Source organism: Phytopseudomonas straminea (assembly GCF_900112645.1).
Lineage (GTDB): Bacteria > Pseudomonadota > Gammaproteobacteria > Pseudomonadales > Pseudomonadaceae > Aquipseudomonas > Aquipseudomonas straminea.
This window is the reverse complement of sequence record NZ_FOMO01000009.1, coordinates 71,161-91,048: the sequence shown is the minus strand read 5'-3', so window position 1 is coordinate 91,048 and position 19,888 is coordinate 71,161. Positions and strand designations below refer to the sequence as shown.

Annotated in this window: 14 protein-coding genes; 10 read left to right on the top strand and 4 right to left on the bottom strand. The window is 64.4% G+C overall.

What is annotated here, in order from left to right:
- Positions 1 to 87 precede the first annotated feature (87 nt).
- Positions 88 to 723, top strand: a complete 636-nt coding sequence (locus tag BM279_RS19170; RefSeq protein ID WP_093506392.1) for a class I SAM-dependent methyltransferase — start codon at positions 88 to 90, stop codon at positions 721 to 723.
- 436 nt (positions 724 to 1,159) lie between these two features.
- Here BM279_RS19170 and BM279_RS19165 read toward each other — a convergent pair whose 3' ends face one another.
- Positions 1,160 to 3,034, bottom strand: coding sequence for a potassium transporter Kup (locus BM279_RS19165; protein ID WP_093506390.1), 1,875 nt, complete (start codon positions 3,032 to 3,034; stop codon positions 1,160 to 1,162).
- A 169-nt stretch (positions 3,035 to 3,203) separates the two neighbouring features.
- On the opposite strand from BM279_RS19165, the gene BM279_RS19160 reads away from it, so the two are divergent.
- The 8 genes from BM279_RS19160 (at position 3,204) to BM279_RS19125 (ending at position 14,527) form a co-directional block, all read left to right on the top strand.
- The gene (locus tag BM279_RS19160) at positions 3,204 to 4,730 is read left to right on the top strand and encodes a sensor histidine kinase (RefSeq protein WP_093506388.1); all 1,527 of its coding nucleotides are present in this window, start codon (positions 3,204 to 3,206) and stop codon (positions 4,728 to 4,730) included.
- Positions 4,727 to 5,410 (top strand): response regulator, encoded by a 684-nt coding sequence (locus BM279_RS19155; protein ID WP_093506385.1) that lies wholly within the window; start codon positions 4,727 to 4,729, stop codon positions 5,408 to 5,410. The genes BM279_RS19160 and BM279_RS19155 overlap by 4 nt, the downstream gene beginning before the upstream one ends.
- A 381-nt stretch (positions 5,411 to 5,791) precedes the next feature.
- Complete coding sequence (gene betI / locus BM279_RS19150; protein ID WP_093506383.1) at positions 5,792 to 6,382, top strand: transcriptional regulator BetI; 591 nt, start codon at positions 5,792 to 5,794, stop codon at positions 6,380 to 6,382.
- Between the two features lie 549 nt (positions 6,383 to 6,931).
- On the top strand, positions 6,932 to 8,404 hold the full coding sequence (gene betB / locus BM279_RS19145) for a betaine-aldehyde dehydrogenase (RefSeq protein WP_093506380.1): 1,473 nt from the start codon (positions 6,932 to 6,934) through the stop codon (positions 8,402 to 8,404).
- A gap of 163 nt (positions 8,405 to 8,567) precedes the next feature.
- Positions 8,568 to 10,277, top strand: a complete 1,710-nt coding sequence (gene betA, locus BM279_RS19140; RefSeq protein WP_093506377.1) for a choline dehydrogenase — start codon at positions 8,568 to 8,570, stop codon at positions 10,275 to 10,277.
- 109 nt (positions 10,278 to 10,386) lie between these two features.
- Entirely contained in the window at positions 10,387 to 11,802 is a 1,416-nt protein-coding gene (gene mdtD / locus BM279_RS19135; protein ID WP_093506375.1) for a multidrug transporter subunit MdtD, read from the top strand.
- 115 nt (positions 11,803 to 11,917) lie between these two features.
- Entirely contained in the window at positions 11,918 to 13,255 is a 1,338-nt protein-coding gene (gene dbpA, locus BM279_RS19130; RefSeq protein WP_425272697.1) for an ATP-dependent RNA helicase DbpA, read from the top strand.
- Between the two features lie 36 nt (positions 13,256 to 13,291).
- Positions 13,292 to 14,527, top strand: coding sequence for a diguanylate cyclase domain-containing protein (locus tag BM279_RS19125; protein ID WP_093506371.1), 1,236 nt, complete (start codon positions 13,292 to 13,294; stop codon positions 14,525 to 14,527).
- Positions 14,528 to 14,531: 4 nt separating this feature from the next.
- On the opposite strand, the gene BM279_RS19120 is transcribed toward BM279_RS19125, so the two are convergent.
- Positions 14,532 to 15,266, bottom strand: a complete 735-nt coding sequence (locus BM279_RS19120; protein ID WP_093506369.1) for a substrate-binding periplasmic protein — start codon at positions 15,264 to 15,266, stop codon at positions 14,532 to 14,534.
- A gap of 269 nt (positions 15,267 to 15,535) precedes the next feature.
- Between BM279_RS19120 and BM279_RS19115 the strand changes: the two genes are divergently transcribed.
- Positions 15,536 to 16,720 carry a BaiN/RdsA family NAD(P)/FAD-dependent oxidoreductase gene (locus tag BM279_RS19115; protein ID WP_093506367.1) on the top strand — a complete coding sequence of 395 codons (1,185 nt, stop codon included), beginning with the start codon at positions 15,536 to 15,538 and terminating at the stop codon, positions 16,718 to 16,720.
- Positions 16,721 to 16,777: 57 nt separating this feature from the next.
- On the opposite strand, the gene sstT is transcribed toward BM279_RS19115, so the two are convergent.
- Together sstT and BM279_RS19105 are read right to left on the bottom strand one after the other, a co-directional pair.
- Complete coding sequence (sstT, locus tag BM279_RS19110) at positions 16,778 to 18,010, bottom strand: serine/threonine transporter SstT (protein ID WP_093506365.1); 1,233 nt, start codon at positions 18,008 to 18,010, stop codon at positions 16,778 to 16,780.
- A gap of 393 nt (positions 18,011 to 18,403) precedes the next feature.
- On the bottom strand, positions 18,404 to 19,792 hold the full coding sequence (locus BM279_RS19105; RefSeq protein WP_093506363.1) for an L-serine ammonia-lyase: 1,389 nt from the start codon (positions 19,790 to 19,792) through the stop codon (positions 18,404 to 18,406).
- Positions 19,793 to 19,888: the final 96 nt, after the last annotated feature.

Below are 19,888 nucleotides of genomic sequence, written 5' to 3'. Positions count from 1 at the left end.
TGCTGTTCAGGGTGCGATGGTAACCCGGCGGCGCAACGCCTGCAGAATGGGGTTAAATGGCCGCCAGGTTTTGTACGGAGGCTCGCCATGCCCCTCGATCATCAACAGCTGCAACAGATCACCACCCGCACGCTGGCCCATTACCAGGCCGGCGCCGAAGACTTTCGCGAGGGCACCCGCGACCACGACGTCAGCCAGAACATCGCGGCGCTGCTGCGTCATGTGCACGGCAGCGCGCCGTTGAGCATCCTCGACTTCGGCTGCGGCCCGGGTCGGGATCTGCGCGCCTTCAAGGCCCTGGGCCACCAGCCTGTCGGCCTCGACGGTTGCCCCGAATTCGTCGCCATGGCCCGCGCCGATAGCGGCTGCGAAGTCTGGCAGCAGGACTTTCTCGCCCTGGATCTGCCGGCCGAACGCTTCGACGGCATCTTCGCCAATGCCGTGCTGTTCCATATTCCAAGCCAGGAACTGCCGCGCGTACTAGGCGAACTGCGCAGCAGCCTGAAGCCCGGCGGCGTGCTGTTCAGCTCCAACCCGCGCGGCGACAACCAGGAAGGCTGGAGCGGCGAACGCTACGGCGCGTGGCACGACCTGGAAAGCTGGCGCCGTCTGCTCGACGCCGCCGGTTTCGAGGAACTGGAACATTACTATCGCCCCACCGGCCTGCCGCGGGAGCAGCAGCCGTGGCTGGCGAGTGTTTGGCGCAAGCGGGAGAAGGTTTGAATCGAGGGGCGATGGTTCTGGCCATACGGAGCCCCATGTGCCGTTCGCACGATTTTCGCGGGCATGGACTGGGCGTCCCCGCCCGCTCCCACGGAGATGGTGATAACTCTCGGCTCCGTGTGAAGGCACTCGAGGCATTACCGACCAAGCGCTTTAAGCTGTGATGCCACGCTTCTTTAGAAGTCGGCCATGCCCGCGATTTAAATGATGGCTCCCACGCTCCAGCGTGGGAGTCAGGCCAAGGCGCTCCGCGCCTGCTTTGGTGGTGGGCTGCATTCAAAATCGGACGCGGAGCGTCCACGGATGCATTCCCGCGCAGAGTGTGAGGAACGATCAATTAGGCGGTGGACGGATGAGGCGTCCTTCTCCCCTACGAGTTCGAAAGTTCCACGCTCCACAGGCATAGCATTGCTGGCGGCTTCAGCTCTGCGGCAACCTAAATCTCCACCTGCGTCCCCAACTCGATCACCCTATTCACCGGCAGGCGGAAGAAGCCCAACGAACTGCCGGCATTCTTCTGCAGCACGGCGAACAGCCGTTCGCGCCACATGGCCATGCCGATGCGCTCGGAGGGGATCACCGTTTCCCGGCTGAGGAAATAGGTGGTCTGCATCGGCGGGCAGTCGATGCCCTTTTCGCTCAATTGTGCCAAGGCCCGGGGAATGTCCGGTGCCTCGAGGAAGCCGAAGCGCAGGCGCACGCGGTAGAAGCCCTGGTCATAGGCCTCCAGATCGAAGCGTTCGGCCAGCGGCACCCGCGGGCGATCCTCGTAAAGCACGGTGAGCAGCATCACCCGCTCGTGCAGCACCTGGTTGTGCAGCAGATTGTGCAACAGCGCGTGGGGCACCACCTCGACCCGACTGGTCAGGAACACTGCCGTACCGGTCACCCGATGGGGCGGCTGCAGGGCGATGCTGGCGATGAAGTCACGCAGCACCAGGGAGTGTTCGTCGAGACGCTCGAGCACCAGTTGGCGACCACGCTTCCAGGTTGTCATCAGGCCGAACAGCAGCAGGCCGACGACCATCGGCACCGCACCGCCGCCGATGATCTTCGGCACGTTGGCAGCGAAGAAGATGCCGTCGACCAGCAGGAACACCGCCAGCAGCGGCACGGCCAGCACCTTCGGCCAGCGCCACAGCAGCAGGATCACCGACGACACCAGCAGCGTGGTGCACAGCATGGTGCCGGTCACCGCCACGCCGTAGGCGCCAGCCAGGCCGCTGGACGACTGGAAGCCGAGCACCAGCAGCACCACACCGACCAGCAGCATGCTGTTGATCAACGGAATGTAGATCTGCCCCTGCTCGGCGCTGGAGGTGTGCAGGATCTGCATGCGCGGCACGTAGCCGAGCTGGATGGCCTGGCGAGTCACCGAGAAGGCGCCGGTGATCACCGCCTGGGAGGCGATGATGGTGGCCAGCGTCGACAGGCCGATCAGCGGAATCAGCGCCCAGCCCGGCGCCAGCAGATAAAACGGGTTGCGCACCGCCTCGGGGTCGCCGAGCAGCAGCGCACCCTGGCCGAAGTAGTTGAGGATCAGGCACGGGAACGCCAGGAACAGCCAGGCATGCACGATAGGCTTGCGGCCAAAATGGCCGAGGTCGGCGTACAGGGCTTCCGCGCCGGTGATGGTCAGCACCACGGCGCCCATCACAGTCAGGCCGAGCAACGGGTTGGCGATGAAGAACTGCAGCGCCCAGTAGGGGTTGAGCGATAGCAACACTTCCGGGCGCTGCACGATGCCATGCACGCCCAGGGCGCCGAGCACCAGAAACCACACCACCATCACCGGGCCGAACAGGTAACCGATGCGCGCGGTGCCATGGCGCTGCAGCAGGAACAGCGGAATCAGGATCAACAGCGCCAGCGGCACCACCCAATGGTCGATGCCGTCGACCACCAGGCCGACGCCTTCGACCGCGGAAAGCACCGAGACCGCCGGCGTGAGCATGCTGTCGCCGTAGAATAGCGCGGCGCCGAACAGGCCGAGCATGATCAGCACGGTGCGCAGCCGCGGATAATCGGCGGCCGCCCGTTGCGCCAGGGCGGTGAGCGCCATGATGCCGCCCTCGCCGCCGTTGTCGGCGCGCAGGATGAACATCACGTACTTGACCGTGACCACCAGGGTCAGCGACCAGAAAATCAGCGACAGGATGCCCAGCACGCTGGCCTGGGACAGGCCGACGCCGTAATGCGGCGAAAAGATTTCCTTGAGGCTGTACAGCGGACTGGTACCGATGTCGCCATAGACGATGCCGACGGCGCCGACCAGCAGGGCGATGGGCGAGGTACGGGAAGGGGTGCTCACGTTGCAGGGTATCCGTGATGAACTCGATTACCCTTAGGTATACGCCGGCTTTACGCGCGCAGCAGCTTGATGCCGCGCAGTTTTACGGCTTTTTTACGCGCAGGCGCGCTTCTTTACGCCAACCTTGCACGACGCCATGATCTGCCCACGCCCCGCACCGGAATTGCGCATGACCACCGCCGCCGATCGCCCTGCACGCCGCACGCCCGCCCCGCCACGCGATTACCTGCTCGCTACCCTCGCTGCCGGGCTCGGCTGCCTGTTGGCGTTGGCCGTCTCGCGCTGGCTGGACTTGCCAAACATCTCCCTGGTGTTTCTCGCCGTGGTACTGGTGGTGGCGGTGCGCAGCAGTGTCGGCCCGGCCCTGCTGTGCGCCCTATTGTCGTTCGTCGCCTACGGGTTCTGCTTTCTGCCACCGACTTGGTCGGTGGTGGTGCACCGCGAGCAGGACGTGCTGACCCTGCTGTTCTTCCTGCTCATCGCCCTGCTCACCGGCAACCTCGCCGCCCGCCAGCGCCAGCAATTCCGAGACCTGCAGGTGGCCCAGCGGCAGACCGAAAGCCTGTTGGGCTTCGCCGGCAGACTGTCCAGCGCCCAGGACCAGCGCGACCTGCTGGCCGCCATGCTCAGCCAGTTGGACCTGCCGGCCGAGCGCCTGTGCCTGCTCAGCCGCGACGCCCAGGGCAACTGGTACCAGGCCGACGGCAGCCGGCTGGCGCTTAGCGAGCTGGAGCGCATCAGCGCCGAACACGCCTGGCAGAGCCGTCATCCGCGTGGTTACGACAGCCACAGCCTGACCCATCCGCACTGGTGGTGGTGGCCATTGATGGACAACGATCAGCCGCTGGCGCTGCTGGGCATGCGCACCGCCCAAGGCGACCCGCCAGCGGGTGAGCAGCGCCAACTGATCGACGTGCTGTTGCCGCTGCTGGCCCACGCCCTGGCCCGTGTACAACTGGTCGAGACGCTCGGCCATACGCGCCTGCAACATGAAACCGAGCGCCTGCGCAGCGCCCTGCTCGCTTCGGTGTCCCACGACCTGCGCACGCCGCTGACCGCCATGCGCGGCAATATCGAAACCCTGCAGTTGTTCATCGACAGCCTGGACGCAGCGACCCGCGACGACCTGCTGCAAAGCACCGCCAGCGAAGCCTCGCGCCTGGACCGTTACATCCAGAACCTGCTGGACATGACCCGCCTGGGCCACGGCGGCCTGCACCTGGAGCGCGACTGGGTGGCCGCCAGCGACCTGCTCGCTGCCGCTCTGCAGCGCCTGCAACCGGTGCTGCAGCACCTGCAGGTGCGTATGGATGTACCCGCCGACCTGCCGCTGCTGTGGGTGCAGGGCGCACTGATCGAACAGGCGCTGGTCAACGTGCTGGACAATGCCGCGCGCTTCTCGCCGCCCGGCGGCGTCATCGACATCCGCCTGAGCCACGACGGCGAAACGTTCAGCTTCGCCATCAGCGACCAGGGCCCGGGCATTCCCGCTGACGAACAGACGCAGATCTTCGATCTGTTCTACACCGCCGCCCGGGGCGACCGTGGCGGCCAGGGCACCGGCCTGGGCCTGGCGATCTGCCTGGGCATGCTCAACGCCCACGGCGGCACGGCGCGGGTCGAATCGACGCCCGGCCAGGGCACTACCCTGATCCTGCAACTGCCCCTGCAAGCCCCTGACGAGAACCCGGCATGACTGAAGCGCGCATCCTCCTGGTCGACGACGAAGCGGCGATCCGCAAGTTCCTGCGCATCGGCCTGCAGGCCCAGGGCTACCAGGTACTGGAGGCCGACTGCGGCGAGGCGGCCCTGCGCCTGGCGGCCCTGGAACAACCCGACCTGGTGGTGCTCGACCTAGGCCTGCCCGACCTGGACGGCCAGGAGGTACTGACCCGCCTGCGCGAATGGTCCGCCGTGCCGGTGCTGGTGCTGTCGGTGCGCGCCGGCGAAAAGGACAAGGTGCAGGCCTTGGACAACGGCGCCAACGACTACGTCAGCAAGCCCTTTGGCGTGCAGGAATTTCTCGCCCGGGTGCGCGCCCTGCTGCGCAGCCGGCCAGCGGGCGAAAAGCCCGCCGCGTCGCTGGCCAGCGGCCCGCTGCGGGTCGACTTCGCCTTTCGCCGCGTCACCCTGGATGACCAGGAAATCAGCCTGACGCGCAAGGAATACGCGGTACTCGAAGCCCTCGCCCGTCACCCCGGCATGGTCGTTACCCAGCAGCAACTGCTGCGCGACATCTGGGGCCCGACCCACATCGAGCACAGCCACTACCTGCGTATCGTCATCGCTCATCTGCGCCAGAAGCTCGGTGATGACCCGGCGGCGCCGCGGCTGATCATTACCGAAGCAGGTGTCGGGTACCGGCTGATCGCCTGAGCGCCTGTTCATGATCTTTCAGCTCAGATTCGTCGATTTTGGCAGCTGAGTGGCGGGAATGGACGTTCGACCCGTAGGGTGGATGGCGCTTTTTTCATCCACCATTGCGATCGCATAGCGGTGGACAGATCGGGCCGCATAAGTGAAACGTCATCTACGCACCCCGGTCCATCCTACGAATTATCCCGTGTGAACGAGCCATGTCCGTGATTTTTCGCGGGCATGGCCCGCTCCCACAATGGATCAATGTCGGATGCTTTTTCCTTTAAAGTTGCCGCTTCATGCGCATAGAGATCGTGAGCAGGCTCCGAGAAACCTGAGCACGCCGACAACTCCCCGCGCTCTGTTAGACTCCCGCAAAACCCTTCGCCGGAGAACACGATGCCCAAGGTCGGAATGCAGCCGATCCGCCGCTCCCAGCTGATTGCGGCAACCCTGGAAGCCGTCGACCAAGTTGGCATGAGCGATGCCAGCATCGCCTACATCGCGCGGATTGCCGGCGTATCGAACGGTATCATCAGCCATTATTTCCAGGACAAGAACGGCCTGCTCGAAGCGACCATGCGCCACCTCATGCAGGCGCTACGCGAGGCGGTGCATGCACGCTACCGGCTGCTGCGCGAGGACACGCCGCGAGCGCGACTGCGCGCCATCATCGACGGCAACTTCGACGAAACCCAGGTCAGCGGCCCGGCGATGAAAACCTGGCTGGCGTTCTGGGCCAGCAGCATGCACCAACCGGCCCTGCGCCGCCTGCAGCGGGTCAACGACCAGCGACTGTATTCCAACCTGTGCGGCCAGTTCCGCCGCGCCCTGCCGCAAGCACAAGCCCGCGCCGCCGCCCGCGGCCTGGCAGCGCTGATCGACGGCCTGTGGCTGCGCGGCGCCCTGACCGGCGAGAACTTCGACACCCGCCAGGCCGCGCAGATCGCTTACGACTATCTTGATCTGCAGCTCGCCAAAGCCGAGTAAAACCAGCCGCCTTTCCTTAGGATGGCTCGGGCAGCTTAGGTGCAACCCATGCCCCCGATGGGTTGCACCCAGCCTACAAATCCGAGGCGTATGTGGGAGCGCGCCATGCGCGCGAATCGCGGGCACGGCCCGCTCCCACAATATTGATGACATCCTTCGACACTTGATCGATTCACCTAAGCTGCTCGATCCATCCCACAAATCTTCCCCAGTCCTTCCGTAGGATGGGTGAAACCCATCACACCTTGATGGGTTTCACCTATGCAGCCCGATCCGTCTATATTTTGATTCGCATGTGGAAGCGTAATTGCAAGCCTGGTCCGCTCCTTCAGCAATCATTCGCCTGCCCCCTGGAAACACCTGAAGCCCTGCACTCATGCCGCTCCTGGCACGTTTTCGGTCGTCTTCAGGTTTTTTATTGATTGATCAATCAATAAAAATAAAGTAGGCTGTTTTTTAACCAAATCGGCTGACATCCCTTTTCATCTCGTTCAGTCGATCCATTCGCCAAGGCGCTGAGCGCGTCTTGCCCCGATCAGGAGACGCCCCATGGCCCGATTCGCAGATCAGCAGCTCTACATTGGCGGCCAGTACGTCGACGCCAGCAGCGGTACCACCTTTCAAAGCATCAACCCGGCCAACGGCGAGGTGCTGGCCAACGTGCAGCGCGCCAGCCAGGACGACGTCGAACGCGCCGTGGCCAGTGCCGAACGAGGCCAGAAGGTGTGGGCGGCGATGACCGCCATGCAGCGCTCGCGCATCCTGCGCCGTGCTGTGGACATCCTGCGCGAACGCAACGATGAGCTGGCCGAGCTGGAAACGCTCGATACTGGCAAGCCGCTGTCGGAAACCCGCTATGTGGATATCGTCACCGGCGCCGACGTGCTGGAGTACTACGCCGGCCTGATTCCTGCCATCGAGGGTGAGCAGATCCCGCTGCGCGACACCAGCTTCGTTTACACCCGCCGCGAGCCGCTGGGCGTGGTCGCCGGCATCGGTGCCTGGAACTACCCGATCCAGATCGCCCTGTGGAAATCCGCGCCGGCCCTGGCTGCCGGCAACGCGATGATCTTCAAGCCCAGCGAAGTCACCTCGCTGACCGCCCTGAAGCTCGCCGAGATTTACACCGAGGCCGGCGTGCCGGACGGCGTGTTCAACGTGCTGACCGGCCTGGGCGCCGAGGTCGGGCAGTGGCTGACCGAGCATCCGCGCATCGAGAAAATTTCCTTCACCGGCGGCACCGTGACCGGCAAGAAGGTCATGGCCAGCGCGTCCAGCTCGTCGCTCAAGGAAGTGACCATGGAGCTGGGCGGCAAGTCGCCGCTGATCATCTGCGAAGACGCCGATCTCGACCGCGCCGCGGACATCGCCATGATGGCCAACTTCTACAGCACCGGTCAGGTGTGCACCAACGGCACACGGGTGTTCGTGCCCCGTGCCCTGCAGGCGCGCTTCGAGAGCAAGATCGTCGAGCGGGTCAAACGTATCCGCCTGGGCAATCCCCAGGACGACAACACCAATTTCGGCCCACTGGTCAGCTTCGCCCATATGGAGCGCGTGCTGGGCTACATCGAGCAAGGCCGCCAGCAGGGCGCGCGTCTGCTGATCGGTGGCGAGCGCGTCACCGACGGCGACTACGCCAACGGCGCCTACGTGGCACCCACGGTGTTCACCGACTGCCGTGACGACATGACCATCACCCGCGAGGAAATCTTCGGCCCGGTGATGAGCATCCTCGTCTACGACAGCGAAGACGAAGTGATCCGCCGCGCCAACGACACCACCTACGGCCTGGCCGCCGGCATCGTGACCCGCGACCTGAACCGCGCGCACCGGGTTATCCACAAGCTGGAAGCGGGCATCTGCTGGATCAACACCTGGGGCGAGTCGGCGGCCGAGATGCCGGTCGGCGGCTACAAGCAATCCGGCGTGGGCCGCGAGAACGGCCTGACCACCCTGGCCCATTACACCCGCATCAAGTCCGTGCAGGTCGAGTTGGGCGATTACGCCTCGGTGTTCTGACCGCCAGCACAGCGTGGGAGCGAGCGGGCAGCGCATCGCTTCAGCCGAAAAAGCATCGCGGATGAATCCGCTCCCACAAGAAAGTCGCAGCCCCCTAGCCCGGATGCCATCCGGCAACAGTCACCGTGTTCTCCCGGACCACAGCCGGGTAACAGGAGGAGCCATGACCCAGGAATTCGATTACATCATCATTGGCGCCGGCTCGGCCGGTAACGTGCTGGCGACCCGCCTGAGCGAAGATGCGGATGTCAGCGTACTGCTGCTCGAAGCCGGTGGCCCCGACTACCGCCTCGACTTCCGCACCCAGATGCCCGCTGCCCTGGCCTTTCCGCTGCAGGGCCGCCGCTACAATTGGGCCTATGAAACCGACCCGGAGCCGCACATGGGCAATCGCCGCATGGAGTGCGGGCGCGGCAAGGGCCTGGGCGGCTCGTCGCTGATCAACGGCATGTGCTACATCCGCGGTAACGCCATGGACTTCGACAACTGGGCCAAGCAGCCGGGTCTTGAAGACTGGAGCTACCTGGATTGCCTGCCGTATTTCCGCAAGGCGGAAACCCGTGACATAGGCGCCAACGACTACCACGGCGACAGCGGCCCGGTCAGCGTGACCACGCCCAAGGCCGACAACAACCCGCTGTTCCACGCCATGGTCGAGGCCGGCGTGCAGGCCGGCTACCCGCGTACCGATGACCTCAACGGCTATCAACAGGAAGGCTTCGGCCCGATGGACCGCACCGTGACGCCCGAAGGCCGTCGCGCCAGCACCGCCCGCGGTTATCTGGACCAGGCCCGCGAGCGACCGAACCTGACCATCGTCACCCACGCCACTACCGACCGCATCCTGTTCGAAGGCAAGCGCGCCAACGGTGTCGCTTACCTGATCGGCAATGCGAACGAGGCGACCATCGCCCATGCACGCCGCGAGGTGCTGCTGTGCGCCGGCGCCATCGCCTCGCCGCAGATTCTGCAGCGTTCCGGTGTTGGCCCGGGTGAGCTGCTGCGTGGTCTGGATATCGACGTGGTGCACGAGCTGCCGGGCGTCGGCCAGAACCTGCAGGACCACCTCGAGGTTTACGTGCAGTACGCCTGCACCCAGCCGGTGTCGCTGTACCCTGCGCTGAAGATGCTCAATCAGCCCGGCATCGGCGCAAAATGGCTATTCGCCGGCGAAGGTGTTGGCGCCAGCAACCAGTTCGAGGCCGGCGGTTTCATTCGCTCGCGCCCGGAATTCGAGTGGCCGAACCTGCAGTATCACTTTCTGCCGGTGGCGATCAATTACAACGGCAGCAACGCGGTGAAGGAACATGGCTTCCAGGCTCATGTTGGCTCCATGCGCTCGCCGAGCCGTGGCCGCGTGCACTTGAAATCCAAGGACCCGCGCCAGCACCCGAGCATCCTGTTCAACTACATGAGCAGTGAGCAAGACTGGCAGGAGTTTCGCGACGCCGTTCGTATCACTCGCGAGATCATGGCGCAGCCTGCCCTCGACCCCTATCGAGGCCGCGAGATCAGCCCGGGTGCTGATGTGCAAACCGATGAGCAGCTGGATGCCTTTATCCGCGAGCATGCGGAAACCGCGTTCCATCCGTCCTGCTCTTGCAAGATGGGCACCGACGACATGGCAGTGGTCGACGGCCAGGGCCGCGTGCACGGCATCCAAGGGTTGCGCGTGGTGGATGCGTCGATCATGCCGGAGATCATCACCGGCAATCTCAACGCTACCACCATCATGATCGCCGAGAAGATCGTCGACCGTATCCGTGGCTGTGAGGCGCTGCCACGCAGCACCGCGCCTTACTACGTGGCCAATGGCGCGCCGGTACGCGGCACGCCACAGCGACTGGTCGAGGAGATGCGTTCGGCCTCGTGAGGCGACTCGCACACCTGTGCCTGATCGGGGCACGGGTGTGTCTGTTTGTTGCGACATTCGCCGCCAAGTTGGGTCACACTGTTCCAACCACCGCAGATCGCCGATCGCCATGACTTTGCTCGACGCCCGCACTGCCCGCCTGCTGCCCTGGATCGTCGCCATCGCCTTTTTCATGCAGACGCTGGACGGCACCATCCTCAACACCGCCCTGCCGAGCATGGCGGCGGATCTGTCCGAAGATCCGCTGCGCATGCAGTCGGTGATCATCGCCTACATGCTCACCGTGGCGCTGCTGATTCCCGCCTCCGGCTGGCTGGCCGATCGTTTCGGTACGCGGCACATCTTCTTTGGCGCCATCGCCCTGTTCAGCCTCGGCTCGCTGCTGTGCGCGGTCTCGCAGTCGCTGACCATGCTGGTGATCGCGCGCATCATCCAGGGCCTGGGCGGTGCGCTGATGATGCCGGTGGGGCGCCTGGTGGTGCTGCGCGCCTACCCGCGTACCGAGCTGGTACGCATCATGAGTTTCATCACCCTGCCCGGCCTGCTAGGCCCACTGATCGGCCCGACCCTGGGTGGCTGGCTGGTGGAATACGCTAGCTGGCACTGGATCTTCCTGCTCAATCTGCCGGTAGGCGCCCTGGGTTGCTGGGCTGCCTACCGTTTCATGCCGGAGCTGCGCGGCAGCGAGCGTACCCGTTTCGATCTGATCGGCTTCCTGCTGTTCGGCGCCAGCATGCTGTTGATCACCATGGCACTGGAAGGCCTGGGCGAGCTGCACCTGCCGCACATGCGCGTGGTGCTTCTGCTGCTCGGCGGTCTGGCGTGCCTGGCGGCCTACTGGCTGCGCGCCGCGCGCACGCCCAACGCACTGTTCCCGCCGCGGCTGTTCAATACCCGCAGCTTCGCGGTGGGCATCTTCGGCAATATCTTCGCGCGCCTGGGTACCGGCGCCCTGCCGTTCCTCACTCCGCTGCTGTTGCAGCTGGGCATGGGCTACTCGCCGGCCCAGGCGGGCATGAGCATGATTCCCCTGGCGCTGGCCGCCATGGCGATGAAGCCGTTGGCCAAGCCGTTGATCGACCGCCTCGGCTACCGACGCATCCTGACCTTCAACACCGTACTGCTGGGCCTGCTGATCACCAGCATGGCGCTGGTCGACGGCGAGACTTCGCATGTGCAACTGGCCATCCAGCTGAGCCTGATCGGCGCCTTCAACTCGCTGCAGTTCACCGCCATGAACACCGTGACCCTGATCGATGTGCCCGATAGCGAGGCCAGCAGCGGTAACGGCCTGCTGTCGGTGGTGGTACAGCTGTCGATCAGCATGGGTATCGCCACCGGCGCCGCGCTGCTCAGCGGCTTCAGCCTGGACAACCCGGATGCGGCCGGCGGCGTGCTCAGCGCCTTCAAGTCGACCTACCTGTGCATCGGCCTGTTGACCATCCTGGCGGCCGGCATCTTCCTGCAGCTGGCACCAGAAGGCGGGCGCAGCGCCAGACGGGTGAAGGTAGACGTCGACGAATGACGAGCAGTCGGCAGGCCATGGCGTGGCGCCTGTTACACTAGCGCTCTTTTCGAACGCTCTTCAGGCCCGTACCGTGACCGCCACCGCTTTCTCCTCGCTTGCCCTGTCGCCCGCCATGCTGGCGAACCTCGAGTCCCTCGGTTACGCGCAGATGACGCCCATCCAGGCGCAGAGCCTGCCAGTGATGCTCAAGGGCATGGACCTGATCGCCCAGGCCAAGACCGGTAGCGGCAAGACCGCGGCCTTCGGCATCGGCCTGCTGGCGCCGCTCAATCCGCGCTACTTCGGCTGCCAGGCGCTGGTGCTGTGCCCGACCCGAGAGCTGGCCGACCAGGTCGCCAAGGAATTGCGCCGCCTGGCGCGCAGCGAGGACAACATCAAGATTCTCACCCTGTGTGGTGGTGTGCCCATGGGCCCACAAATCGGCTCCCTGGAGCATGGCGCGCAGATCATCGTCGGCACCCCGGGTCGTGTGCAGCAACACCTGGCCAAAGGTACTCTGACGCTGGATGGCCTCAACACCCTGGTGCTCGACGAAGCCGACCGCATGCTCGACATGGGCTTCTACGACAGCATCGCCGAGATCATCGGCCAGACCCCTGAGCGCCGCCAGACGCTGCTGTTCTCGGCCACCTACCCAGCCGGTATCAAGCAGCTGTCGGCGACCTTCATGCGCAATCCGCAGCAGGTCAAGGTCGAGGCGCTGCACGACGACAGCCAGATCGAACAGCGCTTCTACGAAATCGCCCCGGAAGACCGCCTGGACGCCGTGGTCAAGCTGCTCAACTGCTTCCGCCCGACCTCCTGCGTGGCCTTCTGCTTCACCAAACAGCAGTGCCAGGAGGTGGTCGACCATCTCACCGCCAAGCGCATCTCCGCCGCCGCCCTGCATGGCGACCTGGAGCAACGTGACCGCGACCAGGTGCTGGCGATGTTCGCCAACCGCAGCCTGTCGGTACTGGTCGCCACCGACGTGGCCGCCCGCGGCCTGGATATCGACGCCCTGGACATGGTGATCAACGTCGAACTGGCGCGCGATTCGGAAATTCATATCCACCGCGTAGGTCGTACTGGCCGTGCCGGCGAGAAAGGCCTGGCGGTGAGCCTGGTCGCCCCGGCCGAAGGTCATCGCGCCCAAGCCATCGAGAACCTGCAGAAATCGCCGCTGAACTGGCACCCGCTGAGCAGCCTGAAACACCAGGGCGGCGCGCCATTGCAGCCGCTGATGATGACGCTGTGCATCGGCGCCGGGCGCAAGGACAAGCTGCGCCCCGGCGATATTCTCGGTGCCCTGACCGGCGAAGGTGGCATCCCTGGCGCGAAGGTCGGCAAGATCGCCATCTTCGACTTCCAGGCCTATGTCGCCGTTGAACGCAGCCTGGCCGTGCAAGCGCTCAAATGTCTCAGCGAAGGCAAGATAAAAGGTCGCTCGCTACGCGTGCGCACGCTCTAGACTCAAGCTATCGGCAGAGCGGGTATAGGGGGCTCCGTGCGCAATATTCTGGTCATCGAAGACAGCCCGCTGGTGCTCAAGATCCTCGAGCACCTGTTTCGCCACGAGCCGAACCTGCAACCAGTGTTCTGCGCCTCCCTCGCTGAAGCCGAGATGATGCTCGAAGCCTCGGCCGAACTGTTCTTCGCCGCCATCGTCGACCTGCACCTGCCCGATGCACCGGATGGCGAAAGCGTCGACCTGGTGATGCGCTACGGTTTGCCCTGCATCGTGCTCAGCGGCTCGTACAACGAGAAGCGCCGCGACGAGCTCCTGCTCAAGGGCGTGGTCGACTACGTGCTCAAGGAAAGCCAGCACTCCTACGAGTATGCGTTCCGGCTACTGCATCGCCTGGAGAGCAACAGCCACGTGAAAATCCTGGTCGCCGAGGACTCCGAGGCCACCCGCAACTTCATCCGCCACGTGCTGGTGCCGCACCGCTACCAGATCATCGACGCCCACGACGGCGATGAAGCCCTGCGCATTCTCAAGGAGCAGCCGGATGTCGACATGCTGGTGGTCGACCACAGCATGCCGGGCATCAGCGGCTTCGAGCTGGTCAAGCTGCTGCGCCAGAAGATGAAGCGCAACGACCTGGTGATCCTCGGCCTGTCCGCCGACACCAAGGGCTCGCTGAGCGCCATGTTCATCAAGCACGGCGCCGATGACTTCCTGCGCAAGCCGTTCTGCCCCGAAGAGCTGACCTGCCGGGTGATGTTCACCCTGGAGCGCCGCGACATGCTGCGCGCCCTGAAAAAGGCCGCGCAGTACGACGCCCTGACCGGTCTGAACAACCGCCGCGCCTTCTACGAGCAAGGCATCCAGCAGTTCCAGCAGGCGCAGCGCAGCGGCCACAACCTGAGCGTGGCGATGCTGGACATGGACCTGTTCAAGCAGATCAACGATGAATACGGCCACGCGGCCGGCGATGCCGCGCTGATCGGCTTCAGTCGGGCGTTTCGGGCGGCCTTTCCGGACACGCTGCTCGGCCGCCTGGGCGGCGAAGAGTTCGCCATGGTCAGTCCGCAGGATGGCGAGTCATTGCGCCTGGCGCTCGATGAACTGCGCGAACAATGCCGGCAGGTGAAATACGCCGCCAGCGCGCCGCCGCTGTCATTCAGCGCCGGCATCTACCATGGCGCACCCGAAGACTTGGAAAGCCTGCTGCACCTGGCGGACCAGCAGCTCTACCAGGCCAAGCGCCAGGGCCGCGGGCGCACCGTCTGGCAATGACCGCTCACTGCAAGCCGTAGCGCGCCATGATCGCCGCATAGCTGCCGTCCGCCTGCATGGCGGCGATGGCGGCATCGAAACGGCGAGCGATCTCGGCATGCTCGCCGTGAGTCAGGCGAATGAGAATGTGCAGGCCGTTCTCGCTCAGCGGCATCGGCAGAAACTCGAGGTCGTCGGCTATGTCGCGCAGCGCGTTGTTGTACAGAAAGCGCGCCACGTACTCATCCTCCAGCGCCAGCTCCACCCGGCCGTGGTGCACCATCTGCGCGGCACTCTCGAAGCTGCTGACCTCGACCGTCTGCAACTGGTCGTCGGCCATGAACGCCGGCGAGTAGGCATAGCCGCGGCGCACGGCAATCTCGTGGGCATGCAGGTCGGCGAGCTGATTGAAGATGACGCCGCCGCCCTTGCGCTGTACCACACGAATACGGTTGACCAGATAAGGCGCCGAGAAATGACCGAAGCCCTCGCGCTCCCGGCTGTACCAGGCGGTGATCAGCACATCGTAGTCGCCACGTTGCAGGCCCAGCACGGCACGCTGCCAGGGCACTTCACGGTAGTCGCTGGCGTAGCCGGCACGCGTGAGTGCGGTGCTTACCAGCTCCACCGCCAAACCGCCGCCGGGTAGGCGCTGATCGGTGAACGGCGGCCAACTGTCGGCGACCAGACGCAGAGGCTGCGCATTGGCAACCCACGGCAACAACACCAGCGACAGCAACCAGACACGCCCGATTTTCAATTGGTGGCAAGCCCTGCAGGGTGGACGGGAAGGAAGCCGCGAAAGAACACGGCAATAAGGCTGATAGACAAGATAGCGGCAAATCGCCAGCCCAGCTCGCGATTGACGCTTATCTGCTAGACCTGAATCGCGCAGCCACGGTTCGAAGAATCCTGCCAGCCGGACGCGCGGCCAGGCTGGCCTCCACAGCGTCCGCATGCCTTCAGGTAAACTGCGCCGTTTCGCGCCGGCCCAGCCACGCCGGCGCCCCAGCGTATGAGGAACATGCCGTGCTTTCACCCCAGGTTGTCATCATCGGTGCCGGCGCCGCCGGACTGATGTGCGCGATGACCGCCGCAGCTCGCGGGCGGCGCGTGCTGCTGCTCGACCACGCCAACAAGGCCGGCAAGAAGATCCTGATGTCCGGCGGCGGGCGCTGCAACTTCACCAATATGTACTGCGAGCCCGGCAACTTTCTGTCGCACAACCCGCATTTCTGCAAATCCGCCCTGGCGCGCTTCACCCAGTGGGATTTCATCGCTCTGGTCGCCAAGCACGGCGTGCCCTACCACGAGAAGAAGCTCGGCCAGCTGTTCTGCGATAACAAATCCAGCGACATCCTCGCCATGCTGCTCGATGAATGCGCGCAGACCGGCGTCGACCTGCGTCTGGACACGTCGGTGACCGCCATCGAGCGCGCCGAAAATGGCTACCGGCTAACCACCAGCCTCGGCGCGGTCGCCTGCCAATCCCTGGTGATCGCCACTGGCGGGCTGTCGATCCCGACCCTGGGCGCCACTGGCTTCGGTTACCAGATTGCTCGCCAGTTCGGCCACGAACTGCTACCGACCCGCGCCGGCCTGGTGCCGTTCACGCTCACAGACCCGCAACTGAAAACCCTGTGCACGGAGCTCTCAGGCACTTCAGTGGAAGATTGCCGGGTCAGCTGCAACGGCCAGAGCTTCGTGGAGAACATACTGTTCACCCACCGCGGCCTCAGCGGCCCGGCGATTCTGCAGATTTCCTCCTACTGGCAGCCCGGCGATACGGTCAGCATCGACCTGCTGCCGCATATCGACCTGCCCGAGTGGCTACAGACCCAGCAGCGCGAACGGCCCAACAGCGAACTGAAAACCCTGCTGGGCGAGCTGTTCACCAAGAAGATGGCCGGCCTCTTGGCCGAACACTGGTTCGCCTCCAAGCCGATGAAGCAATACACCCCGGCGGAGCTGAAGGCGATCGCCGAACGTCTCTCGGACTGGCAGCTGGTGCCGGCCGGCACCGAGGGCTACCGCACGGCGGAAGTCACCCTGGGCGGCGTCGACACCCGCGAGGTGTCGTCCAAGACCATGGAGTCGCTGAAATCACCGGGACTCTACTTCGTCGGCGAGGTGCTGGACGTCACCGGCCATCTGGGCGGCTTCAACTTCCAGTGGGCCTGGGCCTCGGGCTACGCCGCCGCACAATACGTATAGCCGGCAGTCGCTCATAAAAAACGCGCCCAAGGGCGCGTTTTTTCTTAGCAGAGCAGGTCAGGCATCGACCTGACCGGCCTGCGCCTCCCCCGCATAGGACACCGCCGCAGTGAACACCACGTCGGTGTGGGAGTTGAGCGCCGTTTCGAAGGAATCCTGCACCACGCCGATGACGAAGCCGATGGCGACTACCTGCATGGCGATTTCGGTGTCGATGCCGAACAGACTGGTGGCCATCGGGATCAGCAGCAACGACCCACCGGCCACACCGGATACGCCCGCCGCCGCCAGGGACGACACCACGCACAGCAGCAGCGCGGTCGGCAGGTCGACGTTGATGCCCAGAGTGTGAGTAGTCGCCAGGGCCATCACGGAGATGGTGATCGCCGCGCCGGCCATGTTGATGGTCGCGCCCAGCGGGATGGTGATCGAGTAGGTGTCCTTGTCCAGCTTGAGCTTCTCGCACAGGCGCAGGTTGACCGGAATGTTGGCCGCCGAGCTGCGAGTGAAGAAGGCCGTCACCGCGCTTTCGCGCAACACGGTGAACAGCAGCGGGTATGGGTTGCGGCGCATCTTCAGGTAGGCCAGCAGCGGGTTGATGACCAGGGTCACGACCAGCATGCAGCCGATCATCACCATCAGCAGTCGCGCGTAGCCGTAAAGCGCATCGAAACCGGACTGGGCCAGGGTGCTGGACACCAGGCCGAAGATGCCGATCGGGGCCTGGTTGATGACGAAGCGCACCACCTGGGTAAAGGCGCCCGACAGGTCATGCAGCATGGTGCGGGTGCTTGGCGCAGCATTACGCAGGAACAGACCCAGTGCGATCGCCCAGGCGAGGATGGCGATGTAGTTGGAGGTGTTGAGCGCCTGGATCGGGCCGACGAAGATGCTGGTCAGCAGATTGTGCAGCACGTCGATGATGCTGCCCGGCGGGTTGCCTTCGGCCGCTCCGACATCCAGCGACAGCATGGTGGGAAACAGGAAGCTGGCGCACACTGCCAGGGCCGCGGCGCTGAAGGTGCTGATCAGGTACATCAGCAGCACCGGGCGAATGTGGGTCGGCTGGCCGCTCTGATGGGCCGCCAGGGAGGAAGTCACCAGCACCAGCACCAACACCGGTGCAACGGCCTTCAGGGCCAGGACGAACAGCTCGCCGAGCAGGCCGACCTTGAGGGCCGCATCAGGGGCGAAGTAGGCGAGCAGAATGCCGAGCACCAGGCCGATGAAGATGCGTAGCACCAGGCTGGTGTTCGAGTAGGCGGAAGCAATGCGTTTTAAGGTATTCATGTTGTAGACGCTGTCCAGAATTCGAGGCTTGGTTGCATTGGGGACAGGTCAGCAAGGGCATGGGCCGCGCCAACCGGGCAGGTCACTCCAAAACAACCGGCGATTATATGAGCCTGCTAACGATCTAGCGAGCTAGAGCGACAGAAGACAAGAACGAATGCAGGCCGAACGCAGCGCGCTCGGCTTCACGAGCTGCGGATAGGGCAGCCCGGGTTCGTTGTTGACGTGGCAGAGCCGAGGCGAGCGGGCTCAAGGAGAGGGACTGGAATCAGCGCCATCAGGATGGCTTGAATGGTCATGCAGGTGGATCTCACTTGTTATTGTTGTGGAACGGGTGAAGCAGGATGCGCGACCTTCAGGCCGCGCATCCGGTAGCTTGCGCAGGCGCTCGGTTCAGCACTCGACGATATTCACCGCCAGGCCGCCACGGGCGGTTTCCTTGTACTTGGTCAGCATGTCGGCGCCGGTTTCGCGCATGGTCTTGATCACCTTGTCCAGACTCACGTAGTGCGAACCATCGCCATACAGCGCCATGCGTGCGGCGTTGATGGCCTTTACCGAAGCGATGGCGTTACGCTCGATGCAGGGGATCTGTACCAGGCCGCCGACCGGGTCGCAGGTCAGGCCCAGGTGGTGCTCCATGCCGATTTCCGCGGCGTTCTCGACCTGCTCCGGAGTGCCGCCAAGCACCGCGCACAGCGCACCGGCAGCCATCGAACAGGCCACGCCGACCTCGCCCTGGCAACCCACTTCGGCACCGCTGATCGAAGCGTTTTCCTTGTAAAGAATGCCGATGGCGCCAGCGGTGAGCAGAAAATCGATGACGCCGCGCTCGTTGGCACCGGAAATCGCGTTGGCGTAGTAATGCAGCACGGCGGGGATGATGCCGGCGGCGCCGTTGGTGGGCGCGGTCACCACGCGGCCACCCGCTGCGTTTTCTTCGTTCACCGCCAGGGCCCAGAGGTTGACCCAGTCGAGCATGCGCAGCGGATCTTCGGTGTAGCTGCGCTGGAAGCCGCCCAGCTTGCGCGCCAGGATCGCCGCCCGGCGACGCACCTTGAAGCCGCCGGGCAGAATGCCTTCGGTACGGCAGCCGCGCTCGACGCAGCCCTGCATCACCTTCCAGATCCCCAGCAGACCGTTATCGATTTCTTCATCGGTGCGCCAGTGGCGCTCGTTGCGGCGCATGATCTCGGCGATGCCCACGCCATGCTCGCGGCTCAGACGCAGCAGGTCGGCACCAGTGCGAAACGGCAGCGGCAGCGTAGTGGCGTCCGGCGCGATGACCTTGTGCTTGGAGCCGTCGGCGAGCACCGCCTCGCTGACCACGAAACCGCCGCCTACCGAGTAATAGGTGGCCTCGTGCACCTGCAGCCCGGCCTCATCGAAGGCGGCGAAGCGCAGGCCGTTGGCGTGCAGCGGCAGCGCCTTGCGGATCATCTTGAGGTCGGTCTTCTCGTTGAAAGCGACCGAATGACCACCAGGCAAGGTGATGCGCTTATCGGTGCGAATGGCATCGATATAGCCAGGAACCTGCTCGACATCCACGGTATCCGGCTCATAGCCGCTAAGGCCGAGCAGTACCGCCTTGTCACTGCCATGGCCCTTGCCAGTGGCGCCCAGCGAACCGTACAGCTCGGCGACCACACGCACCACATTGGGCATGTGGCCCTGGTTTTCCAATGCATGGGTGAACAGGGCGGCCGCACGCATCGGGCCAACGGTGTGTGAGCTCGATGGGCCGATGCCCACTTTGAACAGGTCGAATACGCTGACGGCCATGGCTGTATTTTTCTTCTGTGAGTTGAGACGGATACCCGGTTACGTACCGTCGACAGGAAAAATCTAAGACTGCCATTCCATTATGTATACTGATTT

Coding starts and splice junctions, on each gene's coding strand:
- BM279_RS19155 (WP_093506385.1), top strand. CDS start 4,727: ATGACTGAAGCGCGCATCCTCCTGGTCGACGACGAAGCGGCGATCCGC.
- betI (WP_093506383.1), top strand. CDS start 5,792: ATGCCCAAGGTCGGAATGCAGCCGATCCGCCGCTCCCAGCTGATTGCG.
- betA (WP_093506377.1), top strand. CDS start 8,568: ATGACCCAGGAATTCGATTACATCATCATTGGCGCCGGCTCGGCCGGT.
- sstT (WP_093506365.1), bottom strand. CDS start 18,010: ATGAATACCTTAAAACGCATTGCTTCCGCCTACTCGAACACCAGCCTG.
- BM279_RS19160 (WP_093506388.1), top strand. CDS start 3,204: ATGACCACCGCCGCCGATCGCCCTGCACGCCGCACGCCCGCCCCGCCA.
- dbpA (WP_425272697.1), top strand. CDS start 11,918: ATGCTGGCGAACCTCGAGTCCCTCGGTTACGCGCAGATGACGCCCATC.
- BM279_RS19170 (WP_093506392.1), top strand. CDS start 88: ATGCCCCTCGATCATCAACAGCTGCAACAGATCACCACCCGCACGCTG.
- BM279_RS19105 (WP_093506363.1), bottom strand. CDS start 19,792: ATGGCCGTCAGCGTATTCGACCTGTTCAAAGTGGGCATCGGCCCATCG.
- mdtD (WP_093506375.1), top strand. CDS start 10,387: ATGACTTTGCTCGACGCCCGCACTGCCCGCCTGCTGCCCTGGATCGTC.
- betB (WP_093506380.1), top strand. CDS start 6,932: ATGGCCCGATTCGCAGATCAGCAGCTCTACATTGGCGGCCAGTACGTC.